This is a genomic window from Candidatus Paceibacterota bacterium, assembly GCA_035452965.1.
Lineage (GTDB): Bacteria > Verrucomicrobiota > Verrucomicrobiia > Limisphaerales > UBA8199 > UBA8199.
In genome coordinates this window covers 133,968-153,511 of record DAOTCE010000006.1, presented here as the reverse complement: position 1 = coordinate 153,511, position 19,544 = coordinate 133,968, and the positions used below count along the sequence as shown (strand labels likewise).

The window sequence follows — 19,544 nt, the reverse complement described above, 5'->3', positions numbered from 1 at the left end:
ACGCTCGCGGGCGGCAGGGGAGTCAGGGCTTGCGCTGGGGTGTGGTTGGCCGTAAAACGACCCGCATGAACCGAAGGGAATTCCTCCAGGCTGGCGCGGCGGGATTGGCGTTGTCCGCCCTCGGCAGTTATGCCGCTGAGTTCGCCGAGCAGCGGAAGCGCGTTGGCCTCATCGGCTGCGGCTGGTACGGCAAGTGCGACTTGCTGCGCCTGATCCAGGTGGCCCCGGTCGAGGTCGTCTCGCTCTGCGACGTGGACCAACGGATGCTGGCCGGCGCGGCGGACATTGTCGCCTCGCGCCAAGCCTCGAAAAAGAAGCCTCGCACCTACCATGACTACCGGCAGATGCTCCGCGAGCAGGACCTGGACATTGTCCTGATCGCCACGCCCGACCATTGGCACGCGCTGCCGATGATTGCCGCGGTCGAGGCGGGGGCGGACGTCTATGTGCAAAAGCCGATCAGCGTGGACATCATCGAGGGGCAAGCCATGCTGGCCGCCGCGCGCAAGCACGGGCGGGTGGTGCAGGTGGGCACCCAGCGCCGCAGCACGCCGCACCTGATCGAAGCGCGGGACACCATCATCCGCGAGGGGAAGCTGGGCAAGGTGGGCCTGGTGGAAATCTACAGCTATTACGGCGGCGGTGCCGGGCCTGACCCGGAGGACAGCGATCCGCCCGACCACCTCGACTGGGAGATGTGGACTGGCCCGGCCCCCATGCGGCCCTACAACCGCATGAAGCATCCCCGCGGCTGGCGCTCGTTCATGGAGTATGGCAACGGCACCGTGGGCGACCTGTGCATCCACATGCTTGACGCCGCCCGCTGGATGCTCGACCTGGGCTCGCCCCGGACGGTCAGTTCCTCCGGCGGCATCATCATGAGAAAGGGCCGCAAGGCCAACATCGCGGACACGCAGACGGCTGTGTTCGACTTCGGCGACCTGCAGGTGGTCTGGCAGCACCGCCGCTGGGGCCAGTCACCGGACCCGCGTTACCCTTGGGGTGTTACGTTCTGGGGGGACAAGGGCAACCTGAAGGCGAGCATCAACAGCTACACGTTCGCGCCCACCGGCAACGGCCAGCCCGTCCATCGCGAGGTCACGATGGAGTTCGACCAGTATCCCGAGGACCGCGACGAGAAGGACCTGGAGAAGCAAGTCGCCCCTGCGATTCGTGGCCACATGAGAGACTTCCTGGCCGCCATTGCGTCCCGCGGCAAGCCGGTTGCGGACATCGAGCAAGGCTACATTTCAAGCACCGCGTGCATCCTGGCAAACCTGTCCATGAAATTGGGCCGCAGCTTCGCGTGGGATGCCGCCGCGGGCAGGATCATCGGCGACGATGAAGCCAACCGGCTCTTGGAGCGGCCCTACCGTGCTCCGTGGGTGCACCCGCAGCCGTCGAAGGGCTGAGACCTTGTTTGAGAATTCGCCCGGTCAGGGGTCCGGGCCCACAGGATGGCGCCTTTTCGCCGATTCCCTGCAGGCCGGGTGTCCACACCCGGCGTTAGACTGGCATTTTCAAACAGGCTCTGAGACGCGCCGGCGGCGGCGGCGGGACCTGAATCAGACCTTGGCCGGAACGACAAACGGCGGGCGGTAATTGCGGCTGAGCAGTTCGTTGGCCTGTGCGTTGTCCACGAAGCGCTCCTTCCGGGGATCGAACTTCAGCGGCATGCCCAGCTGCACATTGTCTTTGGTGATGTCCACGCCGTTGGCGTCCAGGTGGCCGGCCATGCGGTTGTAGGCTTCGGTCAGGCTCCGGTTGTCGGCGAGCGCTTCCTTGATTTCGCCCGGCGCCTTTCGCGCGCCGAGGCGGTAGGAGATGTTTCCGGTGTGGACGAGGCCGGCCGAAAGATGGCCCTCCAGGATCTCCGCGTGCAGGTCTTTGCTTCTCCGGCTCCGGACTGCGGCGATCCAGTTGCCATGGTGGCCGCCGGATTCGGCTGTCAGCCCGACTGGGGTCTTCAGGTCCGGGACATTGCTCCTCCGCTTGCCAGTGAAGCGGGTGATTTCCTTGTTATACTTGTCATAAACGATGGCCTCGGTGTAGCTGGGGACCACGACGTAACCCTGTTCGCACTCGATGACGTTGCCCACGCCCACGCCCTTGTATTTGTCCATGTTCCAACCTTGCTCCTGGGACGCTTTGTCCTGCGGCAGGCCGCGCACCTCGAACAAGAGCGGCGTTTTGTAGCCGTGATAGACGACGAGGGTGTTGGGCGTTTCCGCGGAGTCCCGGTAGCCCAGGCGTCCTCCGACGGCGAGGGAGAAAGGCGCGATGGCCGTTTCGCCCAGGAACCAGCGCGCGATGTCCACCTGGTGCGGGGCCTGGTTGCCGTAGTCGCCGTTGCCGTAGTTCCAGAACCAGTGCCAATCGTAGTGGATCGTGCCAAAACTGGTGTTGCGGCGCGGGGGGTCTTTCGGAGCCGGGCCGCACCAGAGGTCGTAATCAATGTAATCGGGCACGGGTTGCGGGCCGTCCACCAGGCCAATGCTCTTGCGGGCTTTGTAGCAGAAGCCGCGGGCGAGGACGATCTTGCCCAGACTGCCGCCGCGCACGTATTCCACGGCTTGCTGCAGTCCCGCTGAAGAACGGCACTGTGTGCCGCACTGGACGATGCGTTTGTACTTGCGGGCCGCCTCGACCATTTGCCGGCCCTCGAACATGTTGTGCGATGCGGGCTTCTCCACATAGACGTCCTTGCCCGCCTGACACGCCCAAACAGTTCCCAGGGCGTGCCAATGGTTTGGCGTGGCGATGGAAATGGCGTCCACGTCCTTGTTTTCAAGCAGCTTGCGGATGTCGGTGTAGGTCTGGATTCCGCCACCCAGTTCCTGGGCTTTGGCATCGAGCACATGCCGGTCCACGTCGCAGAGGGCCACGAGGCGCACGCCTTTCAACTTGCTTAAGGTCTTGATGTGACCGGCACCCTGGCTCCGGAGGCCAACCTGCGCAACCCGGATGTCGCCGTTCGCGCCGGCGGCCCGGCTCCAGATGCGAGCGTCAAAGGTGAGTGCAGCGGCGCCCATGGCGGTCGCCTTGAGGAAATTACGGCGTGTGAAGTTCATGATCGTTTGCTTTATCGTTTGAATATCTATTAGGGGAAAGCGGCTCCCGCCTCAACTCCTTTCTCGTGTCGGACTTTGTCCGGCAGGACTGCTGGGCAGCGCGGGGACCAATCGGTGCCAGAGGCTGTGCAAGTTGAATCGTTGCAGTGGTTTGCATGGATGGTGCTGTAAAGAGCGCCCATTCCGGGCCCGAATTCGTGTAAGTTGCGTAACGACAGCGGTGTACGCTGGAATTTACCTCGGATGTCAAGGCTGTATCCACGGTGATGATACGGTGAGTATACGGTGAGTATTCGGTGTGACTGGCGTGGGCAGCGGGGGCGGATTCCGGCCGGTAACCGATTCGACCGCCTGGTTTGCGTAGAGTGGCCCACCGTTTGGCCGCCTCGACGAAGCGGCCGTGGCTGACTGAGGGATTACGCCAGCAGTGGGAAAAGTTTTGCGTCTGGCGGAGCGAGGCTGTTAGGCTCCGCTAATGTCTAAGCAGAAGCCTTCTCCTTCAACTGGGCCGTCCGGTCTGTCCCCCAGTAGCTCCTGGGGGGCAGGCTTAACCCGCCGGGATTTTCTTCGGCGCGCTGTGGTCGCCGGTGGTGCGGTGGCCGCGCCCTGGTTCATCCCGGCCTCGGCGCTGGGGCGGAATGGATTGGTGCCGCCGAGCGAGCGGATTGTGCTTGGGGGGCTGGGCGTTGGCGGGCGAGGCACCGGGGTCTTAAAGTGGATGCTGCCGGAGAAGGATGTGCAGTTCGTCGCCATCTGCGATGCGAAGAAGTCCCAGCGCGAGGCCATCAAGCGGCTGGTGGACGAGCAGTATGGCAACAAGGATTGTGCGATGTATCGCGACATGCGCGACTTTCTGGCCCGGCGCACGGACATTGACGCGGTGCTTATCGCGACGGGGGACCGCTGGCATGCGACCGCCTCCGTCATGGCGATGCGCGCGGGCAAGGATGTCTATTCCGAAAAGCCGTCTTCGATGACCATCGCCGAGGGGCAGGCGGTCGTCGCGACGGCGCGGCGCTACGGGCGCATCTACCAAACCGGCCTGCAGCGGCTCAGCGAGGACAACTTCACCTTCGCCAACGAGCTGCTCCGCACCGGCCGGCTGGGGCGGGTGCACACGGTTCGGGCGCATATCGCGCCGTGGGATGCCGCCGAGATGAAATTCGATTGGCTGCCCGCCGAACCCGAGCCGGCTAAGGATGAGGTGGACTGGGACCAGTGGCTGGGGCCGTGTCCCTGGCGGCCTTACAATGCCGCCTACACGCGCGGCGGCTGGCGTGGCTACTATGATTTTCACACCAGCTGCATCGGCGAGTGGGGCGCCCACACCTTCGGGCAATGCCAAGTCGCGATGGGGGCTGCGGATACCTCTGCGGTCCGTTACGGCTACGTCAACAACCCCACGGGCGATGGCATGGTTACCGTCTTTCCCAACGGCGTGAAGATGATTCTATCCCGCGGCGAGCAGTGGTGGCACGGCTCGTGCGGGGTCCGCTACGAGGGCTCGGAAGGGTGGGTGGCAGTGGCCGACGGCTACTCCAAGCCGGAAGCCTCATCGCCCGCGCTGCTGGCCGACTTCTCCAAGCTGGTCAAGGATTACATGGCGCGCACGGGCCGCCCGATGAGCCATGTGCGGAACTTGTTTGACTGCATCAAGTCGCGCCGTCCCACGGTGGCCAATCCCGAAGTCATGCACCGCTCCATGTCCACCGTGCACGCCGCCAACATCTGCATGTGGCTCAAGCGCGACATGAAGTATGACCCTGTGAAAGAGGAGTTCATCAACGACCCGGAGGCCAACCGCCTCCGCTCCCGCGCGATGCGGGAGCCTTGGATAATCGAATCTGCGTAATTTCCAATTATAACAACTATGCATCTCATTCGTCATTCCCTGACCCTCACCCTGACCATCGCCTGTGCGACTGCCTGCCTGGCAGAAAGCGCCCCGCTTACGACTAAAGAGCTGGTTAAGAAGCAAGTTGCCGTCCTGGAGTCTGGCGCCACTCAGAAGGAGAAGGCGGACGCCTGCCGCGAGCTGGCCCGCATCGGCACCAGTGACGCCGTGGCGCCGCTGGCTGCGCTGCTGTCGGACGAACAGCTTTCCCATATGGCCCGCTACGGTTTGGAGCCGATCCCCGGCTCCTCGGTGGACAAAGCGTTGCGCGACGCGGCTGGCAAACTCCAGGGCCGCCTGCTCGCTGGCGTCGTCGGCAGCATTGGCGTGCGCCGCGATCCTAAGGCCGTAAAGCTCCTGACCAAGCTGCTCCAGGCTCCCGACAACGACGTGGCCCAGGCCGCGGCAAGGTCCCTGGGCAGCATCGGCACTCCTGCCGCCGGCAAAGCGCTCCTGGATGCCTTGCCGGCTGTCTCCGCCGCCAACCAGCTCGCGTTGTGCGAGGGGCTGCTTCGCTGCGCGGAAACGCAGGCAGGCAAGGGCAATCGCAAGCAGGCGGTGGCGATTTACGATCGTCTGCGTGCCACAGCGGCGCCGCACCAGGTGCGCACCGCGGCCGTGCGTGGGGCCATTCTTACGCGACAGACGGATGGCCTGCCGCTGCTAAAGGCAACATTGCGGGACAGCAATTTCGCGCTTTTCTCCGCCGCGGTTCGCAGCGCGCAGGAGATGCCGGGCCCGGAGGTCACGCGACTTCTGGCCGGCGAGCTGCCAACAATCCCGGCCGAACGCCAAATTCTGTTGATGCAGACCCTTGCCCAGCGGGGCGACGCCGCGGCGTTGCCCGCCCTGTTCGCCGCCGCCCGGAGCGGGGACAAGAGCGCCCGGCTGGCAGCCGTTCGTGCCATTGCTCAATTCGGCGATGCCTCGGCGCTGCCAGTATTTGTGGAGTTGATGGATGATCCAGACAAGGACATCGCCGCAGCGGCCCAGGAAAGCCTGGGCGGCCTCCCCGGCAAGGACGCGGACGCCGCCATCATCAAGATGCTTGCGGACGGTCCAGCCGCGCGCCGCGCCAGCGCTTTGGACCTCATCGCGCGGCGGCGCATGACTGCGGCCATTCCCGCTCTATTCGATGCCGCGGGCGGACCGGACCTCAAGCTGCGCGTTGCTGCCACCAAGAGGCTCGGCGAACTGGCCGGATCGGCCGAAGTCCCGCGCTTGCTTGACCTCTTGGTTCGGGCGGCGAGTTCCGAAGACCTGGAGGCGGCCGAGCAGGCCCTTAGCGCTGCCTGCTTGAGGGCGCAGGATCCTGCTTCGTGCGTCAGCCAGGTCGAAGGCCGCTTGACGCAAGCCCCGCCTGCCCAACAGTGCGCCCTGGTTCGCGTGCTGGGAGCAGTCGGAGGCGAAAAGGCTCTCAAAGCCGTTCGGGGAGCCGTCCAGCATCCCAACACCGAGGTGCGCGCCACCGCTATTCGCGCGCTGGGCGCCTGGAGCACCGCTGACGCCGCGCCGCACCTGCTTGAGGCAGCAAAGGCCGCCTCTAACCCGACCGACAAGATGATTTGCCTGCGCGGTTACCTGCGCCTGGCGGGGCAGGCCGACCTGCCGGTGGACAAGCGCCTGGCGATGTGCCGCGAGGCGGCGGCTTTGACCCAGAAGGACGAGGAGAAAAGGCTGCTGCTGGCTGCCTTGGGCGGCATTGCCTCCGTCGAGGCGTTCGACCTGGTCGCGCCGCATCTGGACGAACCGGGCACAAAGGAAGAGGCCGCCACGGCCGCGGTGAATGTTTCCGACATGCTGTTGAAAAGCGCGGATGCGGCGAAGCTGGCGCCCCGGCTCGCCGAGGTGCTCGACAAGGTGTGCGGCTCGACAGCCAACGCCGACCTGGCCAAACGCGCCAAGGAACTCGGCGACCAGGCCAAGACCAAGGTGGGTGGCAAGTAACCTGGAATGTGGCCTGTCTGTGTTCGACTGCGGGGTGTCGTTGAATTGCTGCGACCGATGGTTCGCTCCTTGTGCACCGCCGCGCTCCTGACAATTGCCATTACTGCTTCGGCGCAGTGGCGTGTTCTGTCACCCAGCGACCAGCGCCAAACGCAGCCCCCCAGGAATTTCTCCGAAGGCACTCCCATTAAACTCGGCGACGCCTGTCCCGACGACCAGAAGTTCCGCTGGCTGGTGGCCGAGTTGGAGATTCCCGGCCACATCGGCAACGAAGCCACCGCCGGCAAGGTGGTGGGCCTGCAGATCAACTGCGCCGACGGCGGCGAGGCCTGGGTCAACGACGTCCTGCAGGCTCGCTTCGACAACGATCATCCCGCCCTCCTCATTCTGAGCGAAGCTGCCGCGCCTGGCGCCAGGGTGCGCGTCGCCATCCAGGTGTATGCGCACGTCCAAGGTGGCGACAGGTTTGACCAGGCCAACTGGGTGATCATTGATTCCTGGCGCGCCAAAGAGCCACTGGTTCTGACGGTTGACGCGCAGCATCCGGCAGGCAAGGTCCCCGATGGTATTGTCGGCCTCAGCCAGGGTGGCGGCGTGTCAGACTACGAGGACGCGACGGCGCGCAAGCTCAAGGAGGGCGGCTTCAGATGGTTCCGCATGGACAACGTCTTCACCGGCGTTCTCAAGACAGGGCAGGGGACCAACCTGGTCTATGACTGGTCGGACTTCGACCGCCGCGTGGACTTCATCAACAAGATCGGCGCGGACCCCATAATGGCTGTTTCCTACATGCCGCAAGTCCTCGACGCCGTGCCCAACGGCGAGCGCCAGAGCGCGCCCCGGGATTACGCCGCCTGGGAGGAGCTATGCTTCCAGGCTGCCCAGCGCAGTCTGCAACGCGGTAAACGCATCCCCTTCTGGGAGGTGTGGAACGAGGTCAACACCGGCTGGCTCAAGCCCGGTCCCGAGGACACCGGCAGCGACGCCTTCCAGCAACTCTACAACACGGCGCTGGGCAAGGAGCAGACGGACCACGGAGTCGTTCGCCGCTTCGAGGCTTACTGCAAGCTTTACCGCGCCACTGCCCGCGGCGTGCGGCGCGCGGATCCGCAGGCGAAGATCGGCGGCCCCGCCCTTGCCAGTGGCCCGTTCGAGAACTCGGAGCACGGCCATTGTCAGCATGGCAAAGGCTTTGCTCGCGGCCTGATGCTCTGGTGCCAGCAACAGAAGTTGCCTCTCGATTTTGTGAGCTGGCATGAGTACTTCCAGCCGCCCGAGATCATCGTCAAGGAAGCAGAAGCCTTTCGCACCTACCTGGCCGATTTCCCTGAGCTGAAGCGCACGGTCGCATCCTTCATGATCACTGAATGGAACGAAGCCTGGTGGGCGGACCGGCCGCAAGACCACGAGCTGGGTGCCGCCTGGTGCGCCAACTCCATCACCCGGGCCTTCCTCCCCGCGGGCATTGACCGCCCGTGCTTCTTCTATGTCAAGCAGGGCGACCTTGGCTTCCGCGGCGATTACAGCCTGCTGATGAAGGATAATTTGCCCAAGGCCTCCTATAACGTCGCCAAGGTCTTCAACGGCCTGCGTGGCAACTGGCTTCGCGTCACGGGCACCGACGATGATGTCTCCGCCGCCGCCGCCTGGGACGCCGGGCAAGCTCGCCTGGCGATTGTCCTGGTGAACTTCCGCGACCGCTACCCGTTACGGCGGACCGTCCGCCTTCGCCTTGACCCGCTCCCCACGGCCCTGAAAGCCGGTCGCTGGCGGGAATCCACGGTGGACGCCACTCATAGCAACGCCTGGAACGACCAGAGCAAAGCCGAGCTTGCTGTCAGCCGGACCGGCGAGAACAACCAGCCAGCGTTCACCTGGCAGCAAGTCCTGCAGCCGAATTCCGTGACCCTGCTGGAGTTGGAGAAGCGCTGAGCCGCCAGCGTTGCAGAACGGGGCGGGCATTAACTGCCCCGGGTGCTGCCGTGGCGATAGTTCGCCTTCCGGCTTTCCGGTGCTATTGCCAGCAGGCTTGACCTTGGTGCCGACATCCCGCACGGTATGGCCGATGGCATGATCGGCTGGGTTGCGCAGGAAGTTGCGGGCCGGCGCGGGCGCCACCTGCGGCTTGCATACGGTCGGCCAGCGGTAATAGAATCAAACATACTGCCTATGGGCTCATTGAAGAAACGACGGAAAGCGAAGATCAATAAGCATAAACGGCGCAAGAAGCTGAGGGCGCATCGTCACAAGAAGCGCACCTGGCAGAAATAGCGCGGAGGCCCTGCGGGGCCGCCGAGTTGCCGATTCAGCGCCACCCGCTGCCGGAACGGGGCGGGTGGCGTTTTACCGTATGCTTTGCCGTCATTGGAATCTGTGGGCGGCCGTGGCTGCGAGCAGCATGCTGGTGGCTGGATGCGGCTCCGTGCCCACGCGGCAGCCCGGCAGGCCCGATGGCCAGGCCCAGGATGTCTCGGAACGCGAACAGGTGGACAGCAAAGCGGCCGAGCGATTGGCCCGGGCGCACGCCCGTTACGCCGCTGGCGTCATACACGAGGTGGACGGAAACTCGGCCGAAGCGGATGAGGATTACTACGAGGCGGCACTGCTGGACCCCGACGACGAAACGCTCATGCTGGAAGTCTCCGCCCGGCTGCTGCGGAACAAGCAGCCGCAGAAAGCCCTCGAATTGGTGACACGCGCGGCCCAGCGGCCCAATGCATCGGGCGAGATTTATGGGCGCCTGGGCTTGATTTACGCACAACTCGATGAGCCCGATGAGGCTCTCGCCGCCAACCGTCAGGCGATCGAGAAATCGCCCGCTTCGCTGACCGGCTACCAAAACCTGTGCCAGGTTTACCTCGGGAAGAAGCAACCAGTGGAAGCGCTGCAAGTGCTGTCGGAGGCCGCACAGCAACCAGACGCGGAAGCTGACTTTCTGATCGGCGCAGCCGAACTCTGCGCGGCAGTTGGACTGCAAGCGCCAACGCAACGGTCAGATGCTAACGCCAAGGCGCTGGAGTTGCTTAACCGCGCGGCCAGGCTGGGGCCCGGCACCCCGCTGTCGCGCCTCAAGCTGGCGGATGGCTTCAACCTGTTGGGTGAATCAGATCAGGCCGCGCAGTTTTATCTCGAAGTGCTGAAGGACCCGCCGGACTTGCCGCTGGTGGAGGAGCGGGTGCGGGCCAATTTGGCTTCCATCTACCTGCACGGCAGCGACCACCAGCGGGCGAGCGAACAGCTCCAAGCTATTTTGCGCGATGACCCGACCAATCCGCAAGCATACTATTACCTGGGCCGCATGGCGCTGGAGGACAAGAAGCCGGCGGAAGCTGCCGACCATTTCAGCAAGATGCTGGTGCTGCGCCCCGACCAGGAACCTGCCTACTATTACCTGGCGCTGGCGCAAATTGAGTTAGACAAGGTCGGTGAGGCCCTGGCGACGCTGGAAAAGGCGCGGCAGAAGTTTGCCCAGAGCTTCGCGCTGGAGTATTACAGCGGGCTAGCCTACAGCCGGAAGAAGGCGTATGCGGAGGCCTCGCGGCATTTTCTGGCCGCCGAGGTCATCGCCAAGGTCACGGACCCGGGCCGATTGAACGAGGATTTCTACTTCCGGCTGGGGGCGGCCTGTGAGCGGAAGGGAGATTATGCCCAGGCTGAGAAATACTTCGAGAGGTGCCTGCAGCTCGCGCCCGGCTTCGCCGAGGCGCAGAATTATCTTGGCTATATGTGGGCGGAGCGCGGGGAGAAACTTGAACGGGCACGCGAATTGATTGAGAAGGCCGTCAAGGCGGAACCGAGGAACGCGGCATTCCTTGATAGCATGGCATGGGTGCTTTTCAAGCAGGGCCAGCCCGGCGAGGCGCTGCCCTACGCGTTGCAGGCGGCGGAGTTGATCGAGCAACCAGACGCCACGGTCTATGATCACCTCGGTGACATTTACGCCGCGCTCAAACAAATTGACAAGGCGCGGGAGGCCTGGCGCAAGTCTCTATCCATCGAACCGAGTGAGGAAGTGCGGAAGAAGATCCAGGCGGGCGGCTCCAAATGAGTCGAAAGGGCAGCCCAGCATCGAAATGCGAATTCCATGGCCTACCAATTCCAAACACACTACACTCGGGATGAAGCCCGGAAACTGCTGCCCGAAATCCGGCAGTGGCTGAAACGGCTTGCCGAACTGCACGCCGAATTGGAGAAGCTTGAACAGCGCATTGGCGGGCTGATGTCTCCGGGCTGCGATCTGGGGGGCAACCTGGTGGACACGCGGATCAGGGCTATCGCTGACGTGGCGGAAGCAATGGCGGAATTCCGGCGGCGCGATATTCAGGTCAAGGACATTGAGCGTGGCTTGGTGGATTTCCCGGCTATAATCGGCGGGAAGGAGGTCTTTTTGTGCTGGGAGAAAGACGAAGAGGACGTTGAATTTTGGCACGAACTGGATGCCGGTTACGCGGGGCGGGAGCGGTTGTAGGGCAGGGGAAGTGGCCGGTCCGGAGGCCTGAATCTGGAAGCTGAAGACGGCTCGCCGCGTCGGATCACACTTGCCCTTAAGTTTTTTTGAACAGAAATGCCCGAATTTAATCCAAATCTGCCGAACAGGCCCCGCAGGCTGCAACTGTGCGGGCGGGCGATTTGGTGTAAGGCCTCAATCCTGGGCAGGGCTGTATTGCCGAGGCGGCCAAACGGTGGTGCTTTCGGCGAAAGCGCCCTACCAGATTGAGGGCTTACGATTTGGTGAAGAAGACACTTTACTCTTTGGCCTAAACAGGTTATCTCCACCGGTCGTTTTCGGATGAATGTGAAGAATCGATATGATTAAGGTTCAGAATCTGGCAAAAGTTTTCGGGACCAAGCGGGCGGTAGATGACGTCTCGTTTGCGATCAACCGTGGCGAGGTGCTGGGCTTCCTCGGCCCCAATGGCGCCGGCAAGTCCACCACCATGCGCATGATCACAGGTTTCCTGCCGCCGTCCGGCGGTTCGGTCACCGTTGGAGGCTTTGACATCGTCGAGCACCCGATTCAAGCGCGGCGTTTGATCGGCTACCTGCCGGAAAACGCGCCCGCGTACACGGACATGACGGTGTATGGCTTTCTCAATTTCGCGGCGGAGATTCGCGGCCTGCGCGGCGATGCCAGGAAGCAAGCCGTCAACCGCGTCGTGGAGATGTGCTTCCTGGAAGCGGTGCTGCACCAAAGTGTCGAGACCCTCTCCAAAGGGTATCGTCACCGCACCTGCTTCGCTCAATCCATCGTTCACGATCCCGACGTGCTGGTCCTGGACGAGCCGACGGACGGACTGGACCCGAACCAGAAGCACGAGGTGCGGCAGTTAATCCGGCGAATGGGAGAGAAGAAGGCGATCATCTTCTCGACGCACATCCTGGAGGAAGTGGACGCGGCGTGCTCGCGGGCAATCATCATTGATCGGGGCAAGATTGTCGCGAATGGCACGCCGCAGGAACTTCGGCAGAAGTCGGAGTGGGCCGGCGCTGTGACGCTGCGGGTTAAAGGCGCGGCAGCCAGTGCGGTTAGCAGCAAGTTGTATCAGGTGCCGCTGGTTAAGCGGGTGACGGTGGTAGAGGAGGCCGAAGGGCGCGTGACGGTGCGGGCCTTTCCGAAGAGCGGCGCCAACGGAGCCCTGGCGCAGGCGATTGGCGAGGCGGCCCGCGAATGGCAGATTGAACAGCTGCAGACCGAGGAAGGCCGGCTCGACGAGGTCTTTCGGAGCATCACCATGCCCGACACGGCGAAGGAGGCTGCATAATGAACGCCTGGCGCAATGTTTGGACCATTACGAAGCGCGAATTGGGCGCTTACTTCACCTCGCCGCTGGCCTACGTTTTCATCGTCATCTTCCTGCTGCTGTGCGGCTTCTTCACGTTCTTCGTGGGCGGTTTTTTCGAACGGCAGGAGGCTTCATTGGTGCGGCCTTTCTTTGACTGGCACCCGTGGTTCTACCTGTTCCTGGTACCGGCCGTTGGCATGCGGCTGTGGGCCGAGGAGCGGCGGGTAGGCACCATTGAGCTGCTGCTAACGATGCCCATCACCGCCTGGCAGGCGATCGTTGGGAAGTTCCTTGCGTCGTGGCTGTTCCTGGCGCTGGCGCTGGTGTTGACTTTCCCGGTGGTGATTACTGTGAATTACCTGGGCCATCCGGACAATGGCGTCATTCTGACGGCCTACATTGGCAGTTGGCTTATGGCAGGCGCTTACCTGGCTATCAGTTGCATCACCTCAGCGCTGACGCGCAGCCAGGTCGTCAGCTTCATCATTTCGCTTGTGGTGTGCCTGTTCCTGATCCTGGCCGGATTTCCTCCAGTCATTAACGTGCTCGAACAGGTTGCGCCTTCGTTGGTGGACCTGGTCACGTCGTTCAGCGTGATGACCCATTTCGATGGATTCCAGAAAGGAGTGCTCGATTCCCGTGACATCCTCTTCTTCCTTTCGGTCATTGGGTTTTCGCTCTTTACAACCAGTGTGATCCTGCGCACGCATCGCGCGGGTTAAGAAGGAGAGCTCCGATGCAAAAGAAATCGCTTCAGACAATACTCTACTCGACCGCTGGCATCGTGGTGATGCTGGTCATTTTGATTGCGTTCAACTTCATCGCCGGCGCGGCGCGCACGCGGGTGGACCTGACCCAGGAGAAGGCCTACACGCTTTCTGCCGGGACCCGGGCGATCTTGAAGAAGCTCGATACACCGGTAACGATTCGTCTTTACTGCACCCAGAGCGAGAGCGCAACACCCGAGACCGTGTTTCTCAAGGGTTATGCGCGGAAGGTTGAAGACCTGGTCGCCGAATACAGGCAAGTCGCGGGGGGCAAACTCAAGGTGGAGAAATACGACCCGCAACCGGATTCGGACGCCGAGGACTCGGCACGGCTGGATGGGATCGAGGCGCAACCGCTGCCGGGCGCCGACAGGTTCTATCTGGGCCTGGCGGTAAAGTGTGCCGACCAGGTCCAGTCCATTCCCTTCCTGGCGCCCAATCGCGAGCGACTGCTCGAATATGATCTGGCGCGCGCCATTGTGCGCGCCGCGAATCCGGAGAAGCCGACCATCGGGCTGATGAGCCCGCTGCCGGTCTTCGGCATGCCGTCCAATCCCATGATGCAACAGATGGGGCAGCAAGGCAGCCAGCCATGGGCGATCGTCAACGAGCTGAAGAACGACTTCACCGTTCAGCGGGTCGGTATGGACGTTGACAAGATTGACGAAGAGATCAAGCTGCTGGTGGTCGTCGCGCCCAAGGACATTTCCGAGAAGGCGCAGTACGCCATAGATCAGTTCATCCTGCGGGGCGGCAAGCTGATCGCTTTCCTCGACGCCCAGTGCCTGGCCGACAACCGCCAGCAGAATCAAATGATGGCGAACATGGGCGGGGGCGGGTCCTCGCTGGACAAGCTCCTCAAAGCTTGGGGCATCCAGTTTGACACCGGCAAGGTAGTGGCTGACTTGAAGTTCAAAATGCAGTTGCGCGGGCGTGCCGGCGAGCCGCAGGAAGCCCCAGCCTGGCTGGGCCTGACGGCGGATGCGATCAACAAGGATGACGTGGCCACGAGCCAGATTGACAATATCTGGATGCCGTTGAGCGGCGCGTTCACTGGCACCCCGGTGGCGGGCTTGAAGGAGACCGTGCTCCTTCAAAGCTCGAAGGATTCGCAACTGGTGGACGCCATGCTCGCCAATCTCTCGGGCGAGAGTATCATGAAGGAATTCAAGCCGTCCGGCGTGAACTATAACCTGGCGATTCGCCTGACGGGCAAGTTCAAGACCGCGTTTCCTGACGGCGCTCCCGCGGAGAAGAAGGACGATGCCGAGAAGAAGGACGAGAAGCCGGCCGAGGAGAAGAAGGCCGATGATTCGCTCAAGGAGACCAAGGGCGATAATACCGTGGTGCTGTTCGGCGACGCTGATATGCTCTACGATCCGTTCACGATGCGCCGGATTGACAGCCCGTTTGGCGCGCTGCAAATGGCCATGAACGCCAATCTGAATCTGGCGCAGAACATCGTCGAACAGATGACCGGCGACAACAACTTGATCGCTGTGCGCAGCCGGGCCACCATGAACCGGCCCTTCACCCGTGTGAAAGAGATGGAGGCTGCCGCCAACGTGAAGTTCCAAAGCGAGATCAAGCGCCTGGAGGACAGCGCGGCTGAGGCGCAGCGCAAGATCAACGACTTGCAAGCGCAGAAGAAGGACAAGGACCAGCGCTTCATCCTGTCGCCGGAACAGCGCACCGAACTGGAGAAACTCCGGAAGGAAGAGGCGGAATCCCGCAAGCGCTTGAAGCAAGTGCAGAAGGACTTGCGCAAGGAAGTTGTCTCGCTGCAAACGCGCCTCAAATGGGTCAACATTCTGGCCATCCCCCTGGCGGTGACGGCCACAGGCATTGTTATTGCGATTGTTAACCGTAGAAAGACTTCGGCAAAATGAATCGGAAACAGCTCTTCATTCTACTGGCATTGGTGGTGGTTTTGGGTGTGCTTGGGCTGGTCGTGCACCAGCGGAACCAGAGCGCCTGGCAGGGCGCTGGTCGGAAGGGATCGGCCGGAAAGCTCCTGGGCGAACTGCCGGTCAATGACGTCGCGTCCATCATGATCAAGGGCGGCACCAACCAATTGGATCTGGTCAGGAAGGATAACCTGTGGCGCGTGAAGCAACGCAACGATTACCCGGCCAACTTTTCTGAGATCAGCGGTCTTCTCCTTAAAGCCGCGGACCTCAAGGCGGCCCAGAGCGAAGAGATCGGTCCTTCCCACTTGGGCCGTTACAAGCTGCTGCCGCCCGGGCCGGGGACCAATACCGCCGTGCTGGTGGAGTTGCGCGACGAGGCCGGCAAGGTGATCCGGTCCTTGTTGCTCGGGAAAACCCACATGCGCAAGTCCGAAGGCCGCCCTTCGCCGATGGGCGAAATGGGTGAGAGCGAAGGCTGGCCCGATGGCCGTTACGTCATGGTTGGCACGTCGGCCAAGACGGTGGCTGTGGTCTCCGATCCGTTGAGCAACATCGAGGCCAAGCCCGAGCAGTGGCTCAACAAGGACTTCTTCAAGGTGGAGAAGATACGCTCGGTTGCTGTGACGTATCCGCTGGCAACCAATTCCTGGAAGGTGACGCGCGACACTGAAAACGCTACTGACTGGAAACTGGCGGATGCCAAGGCTGATGAGAAACTGGATTCGTCCAAGACCTCCAGCTTCTCCTATGCTCTCTCATCACCATCCTTCAACGACGTGCTCCCGGCGGACACCAAACCGGAGGAGGTTGGCCTCGACAAGCCGACCGTGATCACGCTGGACACCTTCGACAACTTCACCTACGCGATCAAACTCGGCCAGAAGACCAACGATAGCCTGCCGATGACCTTGTCCGTCACGGCGCAAATCCCCCAGGAACGCACGCCCGGCAAGGATGAGAAGCCCGAGGACAAGGACAAGCTGGACAAAGAGTTCAAGGACAACCAGAAGAAGCTCCAGGACAAGCTGAGCCAGGAGCAAGCCTACGGCAAGAGGATCTATCTTGTTTCCAATTGGACGGTTGATTCGCTGCTCAAAGAGCGGGGCCAGCTCCTGACTGAGAAGAAAGAGGAACCTAAGAAGGAAGAAAAGGCGGCAGCGACCAACGACAAGGACGCGGCAGACCTGATGGAGCCGCCCAAACCCTAGCCGGATCAAGAGAACTGACGCCGCATTGCCCGGCGCGGTTTCCTGGATAACTCGCCCGACCGGCAAGGGGAGCGCCTGGGGCCAAGGCTTGTTCTCATTTCCATGGAAGCAGCGGACTTAGCCCCCTATTCGAACGCAACCCAGGCTGACAGCATTGGGTGACCCTAGTACCTCAAGATACCAGGGATGGCCTTCTTCATCACCTTTGTGGGAGGGGAAGGTTGCGGTTTTCATGGCACAAATCGTGCGGTTCTCCGGCATGGCTGCCTGGTCCGAACTGACCCGGTGCCGGTGATTTAGTGAGCATGAATACTTATCGATCTAGTCGCTGTGCCGCAAGATGGCTGGCGTGGTGTGCGCTGGCGGTATCCTGGACATTGTCCTCGGAGAAGCTGGTATTGGCTGAGGAGCGTTTCGATGTGCTCCAAACGAAGACAACGACGTATAGCAACGTGACAGTCTTCACCAAGGCCAAGAACTATATCATCATTCACCACGACAGCGGTCTGGCCAGTCTCAAGATCCCCGAGTTGCCGCTAGTGGTTCAGCAGGACCTCGGTTACGCGAAGGTCCAGACCAACTCGGCGGCGGCCTGGGCAAAGCGGGAAATCGCCAAGATTGACGCGCCGCAGGTGAAGGCTCTGGGGCAGCAACTGGGGCAACAACTGGGACAACAGTTGGGGCAAGAGCCGCAGAAGCGTTCGCTCGCGGCACTGGATTGGCGGGCTCTGATTCGAATGAAGGTGCTCTGGGCCGTGTTGGGGGTGATGCTCCTGTTCTATCTGTTTTACTGCTACTGCTGCATGTTGATCTGCCGCAAAACCGGCAACCCGGGAGGCATCATGGTGTGGCTGCCGGTGCTACAGACGATTCCCATGCTGCGTGCTGCCGGCATGTCGGGGTGGTGGTTCCTGGCTTACTTTGTGCCGTTATTGAATCTGGTGCCGACAGTTCTCTGGCCGTTCAAGATTGCCCAGGCGCGGTGCAAGAGCCTCTGGGTGGGGGTGCTGCTGCTGCTGCCGTTGACCAGCCTCTTCGCGTTTCTTTACCTGGCATTCTCTGACGGCATCCAGGCCGAGGAGGACGAGGATTCAGAACCGAGGGCAATCTCGCTGCAGATAGCCTGACCCATCGGTGCTACTCCCGTGCTTTGGTATCCAGAAGGATCGTCACTGGTCCGTCGTTCGTGAGGCTCACCTGCATGTCGGCGCCAAACTCGCCGGTCTGGACCGGCTTGCCAAGGTCCTGCGTCAGCCTTTGGATGAACTGCTCATAAAGCGGTACGGCGATATCAGGGCGGGCTGATCGGCTGTAGGATGGCCGGTTGCCCTTCTTTGTGCTGGCAAACAAGGTAAATTGGCTGACCAGCAGGATGTCTCCCGCCGCCTCCTGGACCGAGCGATTCATCACGCCCTGCTCGTCATCAAATACCCGCAGCCGCACAATTTTGCCGCTCAGCCATTCGATGTCCGCCGGCGTGTCGGCTTCTTCCACCCCCAGCAGCACGAGCAAACCCCTCTGGATGGCGCCCTTGACAACACCTGCGATGGTGACTTTGGCCTCGGCGACCCGCTGGACGACGGCTCGCATCAGTGGGATTTATTCGGCAAGCAGCCCAGCTTCGCGAATGCCAGCGCGTAGGTGAGAGAACCTACGATCAGCAGCCACGGTTCACCTTTGACCGCGAGGAGAATGCCCCAGCCGAGCACGACGGCGATGGCCAGGTAAGCAATGAACGCCAGGAGCAGTTTCATCCAAGGATGTTACCGCCATCGCGTTCCGGCGCAAGTGCCACCCGCCAATCCGTGCGAGTGCCCTCAGCAGATCAGGCTGCCTGGCCGTAGTCGAAAAGCCGCAGGTGGGTGTCGTAAAACCCCTGTTGCTCAGTGTCAAGCTGCAGGACCAGTTCCACCTCGCTCAGGCGGTAGCGCAGGCACGTTTCAATAGCTTTGCCTGCATCGGGGAAATTCTGGGCCTGTGCCGGGTCCGGCGTCCAGCAGCCCTGGCCGAAATACTCGTGGGTCGTTAAACTCCTGAGCAACCGCCGCATGTCGCCAGAGTTGTTAACAAGTCAGTGAATAGCAAGTGCGCGAAGCAAATACTTATTCACAACTTATTCACAGCAAGGGGCCTTTCTTGTGCTGAAGTCCCGGTTTCCCGGTCTTCCCTGGTTGGTCCCCCCATGAGGAATGGCTTTGCCCGGGAGGCTCAGCCCGACTGGGCGAAGGCGGCACAGGCAGCACCAGGTCGTAACGCGGGTCGTCATAGCAAAGGAGAATCTCCACGTTCTCGAGCCGTGTCTCGAATATCTGCTCCACGGCTCGCGCCACCTGGCCCATGTCTTGCGCCGACCCCTGTTCAGGAGTCCACTGGGATGGCCCTTGATAGTACCACCCGGTTTGAGTGTTGCGCACAAACACCTTCATTCCTTAATTCCTCTGCCAGACACCGCCAAAGTGAGTTCCATTCTGTAATTTGGCAGTGCGTCCGGTCGTACGAGCCCACTGCGTACAGGAATCGTCGCACAGACGCAAAGAATGCACAATCCGCACTTATACTGAAGCGGAGGGGCGGGTGAATACGGAGCCTGCCCGCAAGGTGCGGACGCGGAGAGCGCGGCTCAAATGCCGGATCCGGCGGTCCGGCAATCACTACACAGGAACTGCTGCCCATCGAAGAACATCTTCAGTGCTCGCGTCCTGCAGCCGCACTGATCACAGAATTCGTAGATCTCGCGTGGGTCCACTCTTACGGCGATCAAGACTTGCCCCTCGGCTTTGCGGAGCAAGTCAATTCGGTCCGCCACGTGGTCAGCGTGGTAGTCGAACACCCTGGCTTTGCGCCGGTCATCCGTGAACTCCCACTGAAAGGCGGTGCCGGCGAGATACAAGCCGTTTTCGTTTACGATCAACACCTTGATCGCTTCACGGTCATTCATGGACAGCACCGGGTTACGGGGAAATC

Annotated in this window: 18 protein-coding genes; 12 read left to right on the top strand and 6 right to left on the bottom strand. The window is 61.9% G+C overall.

Annotation, left to right across the window (positions count from 1 at the left end; all coding sequences use genetic code 11):
- Positions 1-65: 65 nt before the first annotated feature.
- Entirely contained in the window at positions 66-1,412 is a 1,347-nt protein-coding gene (locus P5205_08090) for a Gfo/Idh/MocA family oxidoreductase (GenBank protein HSA10319.1), read from the top strand.
- A gap of 153 nt (positions 1,413-1,565) precedes the next feature.
- Here the strand turns inward: P5205_08090 and P5205_08085 are convergent, their stop codons facing one another.
- Positions 1,566-3,071 (bottom strand): Gfo/Idh/MocA family oxidoreductase, encoded by a 1,506-nt coding sequence (locus tag P5205_08085; protein HSA10318.1) that lies wholly within the window; start codon positions 3,069-3,071, stop codon positions 1,566-1,568.
- A 577-nt stretch (positions 3,072-3,648) separates the two neighbouring features.
- Here P5205_08085 and P5205_08080 point away from each other — a divergent pair.
- The 11 genes from P5205_08080 (at position 3,649) to P5205_08030 (ending at position 17,707) form a co-directional block, all read left to right on the top strand.
- Positions 3,649-4,923 carry a Gfo/Idh/MocA family oxidoreductase gene (locus P5205_08080; GenBank protein HSA10317.1) on the top strand — a complete coding sequence of 425 codons (1,275 nt, stop codon included), beginning with the start codon at positions 3,649-3,651 and terminating at the stop codon, positions 4,921-4,923.
- Between the two features lie 18 nt (positions 4,924-4,941).
- A complete protein-coding gene (locus tag P5205_08075) occupies positions 4,942-6,912 on the top strand; it encodes a HEAT repeat domain-containing protein (protein HSA10316.1) in 1,971 nt (656 codons plus the stop codon).
- Between the two features lie 57 nt (positions 6,913-6,969).
- Positions 6,970-8,844 carry a hypothetical protein gene (locus P5205_08070; protein ID HSA10315.1) on the top strand — a complete coding sequence of 625 codons (1,875 nt, stop codon included), beginning with the start codon at positions 6,970-6,972 and terminating at the stop codon, positions 8,842-8,844.
- Between the two features lie 237 nt (positions 8,845-9,081).
- The gene (locus tag P5205_08065; protein ID HSA10314.1) at positions 9,082-9,183 is read left to right on the top strand and encodes an AURKAIP1/COX24 domain-containing protein; all 102 of its coding nucleotides are present in this window, start codon (positions 9,082-9,084) and stop codon (positions 9,181-9,183) included.
- A 79-nt stretch (positions 9,184-9,262) separates the two neighbouring features.
- A complete protein-coding gene (locus P5205_08060) occupies positions 9,263-10,960 on the top strand; it encodes a tetratricopeptide repeat protein (protein HSA10313.1) in 1,698 nt (565 codons plus the stop codon).
- Between the two features lie 36 nt (positions 10,961-10,996).
- Entirely contained in the window at positions 10,997-11,380 is a 384-nt protein-coding gene (locus P5205_08055; GenBank protein HSA10312.1) for a DUF2203 domain-containing protein, read from the top strand.
- A gap of 340 nt (positions 11,381-11,720) precedes the next feature.
- A complete protein-coding gene (locus P5205_08050; GenBank protein HSA10311.1) occupies positions 11,721-12,674 on the top strand; it encodes an ATP-binding cassette domain-containing protein in 954 nt (317 codons plus the stop codon).
- Entirely contained in the window at positions 12,674-13,417 is a 744-nt protein-coding gene (locus tag P5205_08045) for an ABC transporter permease (protein HSA10310.1), read from the top strand. The genes P5205_08050 and P5205_08045 overlap by 1 nt, the downstream gene beginning before the upstream one ends.
- 14 nt (positions 13,418-13,431) lie before the next feature.
- On the top strand, positions 13,432-15,351 hold the full coding sequence (locus P5205_08040) for a Gldg family protein (protein HSA10309.1): 1,920 nt from the start codon (positions 13,432-13,434) through the stop codon (positions 15,349-15,351).
- Entirely contained in the window at positions 15,348-16,580 is a 1,233-nt protein-coding gene (locus P5205_08035) for a DUF4340 domain-containing protein (GenBank protein ID HSA10308.1), read from the top strand. Before P5205_08040 ends, P5205_08035 begins: the two co-directional genes overlap by 4 nt.
- 305 nt (positions 16,581-16,885) lie before the next feature.
- A complete protein-coding gene (locus tag P5205_08030) occupies positions 16,886-17,707 on the top strand; it encodes a hypothetical protein (protein HSA10307.1) in 822 nt (273 codons plus the stop codon).
- 10 nt (positions 17,708-17,717) lie between these two features.
- Here the strand turns inward: P5205_08030 and dtd are convergent, their stop codons facing one another.
- The 5 genes from dtd to P5205_08005 form a co-directional block, all read right to left on the bottom strand.
- Complete coding sequence (dtd, locus tag P5205_08025; GenBank protein ID HSA10306.1) at positions 17,718-18,170, bottom strand: D-aminoacyl-tRNA deacylase; 453 nt, start codon at positions 18,168-18,170, stop codon at positions 17,718-17,720.
- The gene (locus tag P5205_08020) at positions 18,170-18,334 is read right to left on the bottom strand and encodes a hypothetical protein (protein ID HSA10305.1); all 165 of its coding nucleotides are present in this window, start codon (positions 18,332-18,334) and stop codon (positions 18,170-18,172) included. The genes dtd and P5205_08020 overlap by 1 nt, the downstream gene beginning before the upstream one ends.
- A 71-nt stretch (positions 18,335-18,405) precedes the next feature.
- Positions 18,406-18,630, bottom strand: coding sequence for a hypothetical protein (locus P5205_08015; protein HSA10304.1), 225 nt, complete (start codon positions 18,628-18,630; stop codon positions 18,406-18,408).
- 67 nt (positions 18,631-18,697) lie between these two features.
- Positions 18,698-19,006 (bottom strand): hypothetical protein, encoded by a 309-nt coding sequence (locus P5205_08010; protein HSA10303.1) that lies wholly within the window; start codon positions 19,004-19,006, stop codon positions 18,698-18,700.
- A 194-nt stretch (positions 19,007-19,200) separates the two neighbouring features.
- Positions 19,201-19,518: a hypothetical protein gene (locus P5205_08005; GenBank protein ID HSA10302.1), complete on the bottom strand. Its 318-nt coding sequence runs from the start codon at positions 19,516-19,518 to the stop codon at positions 19,201-19,203.
- Positions 19,519-19,544 lie beyond the last annotated feature (26 nt).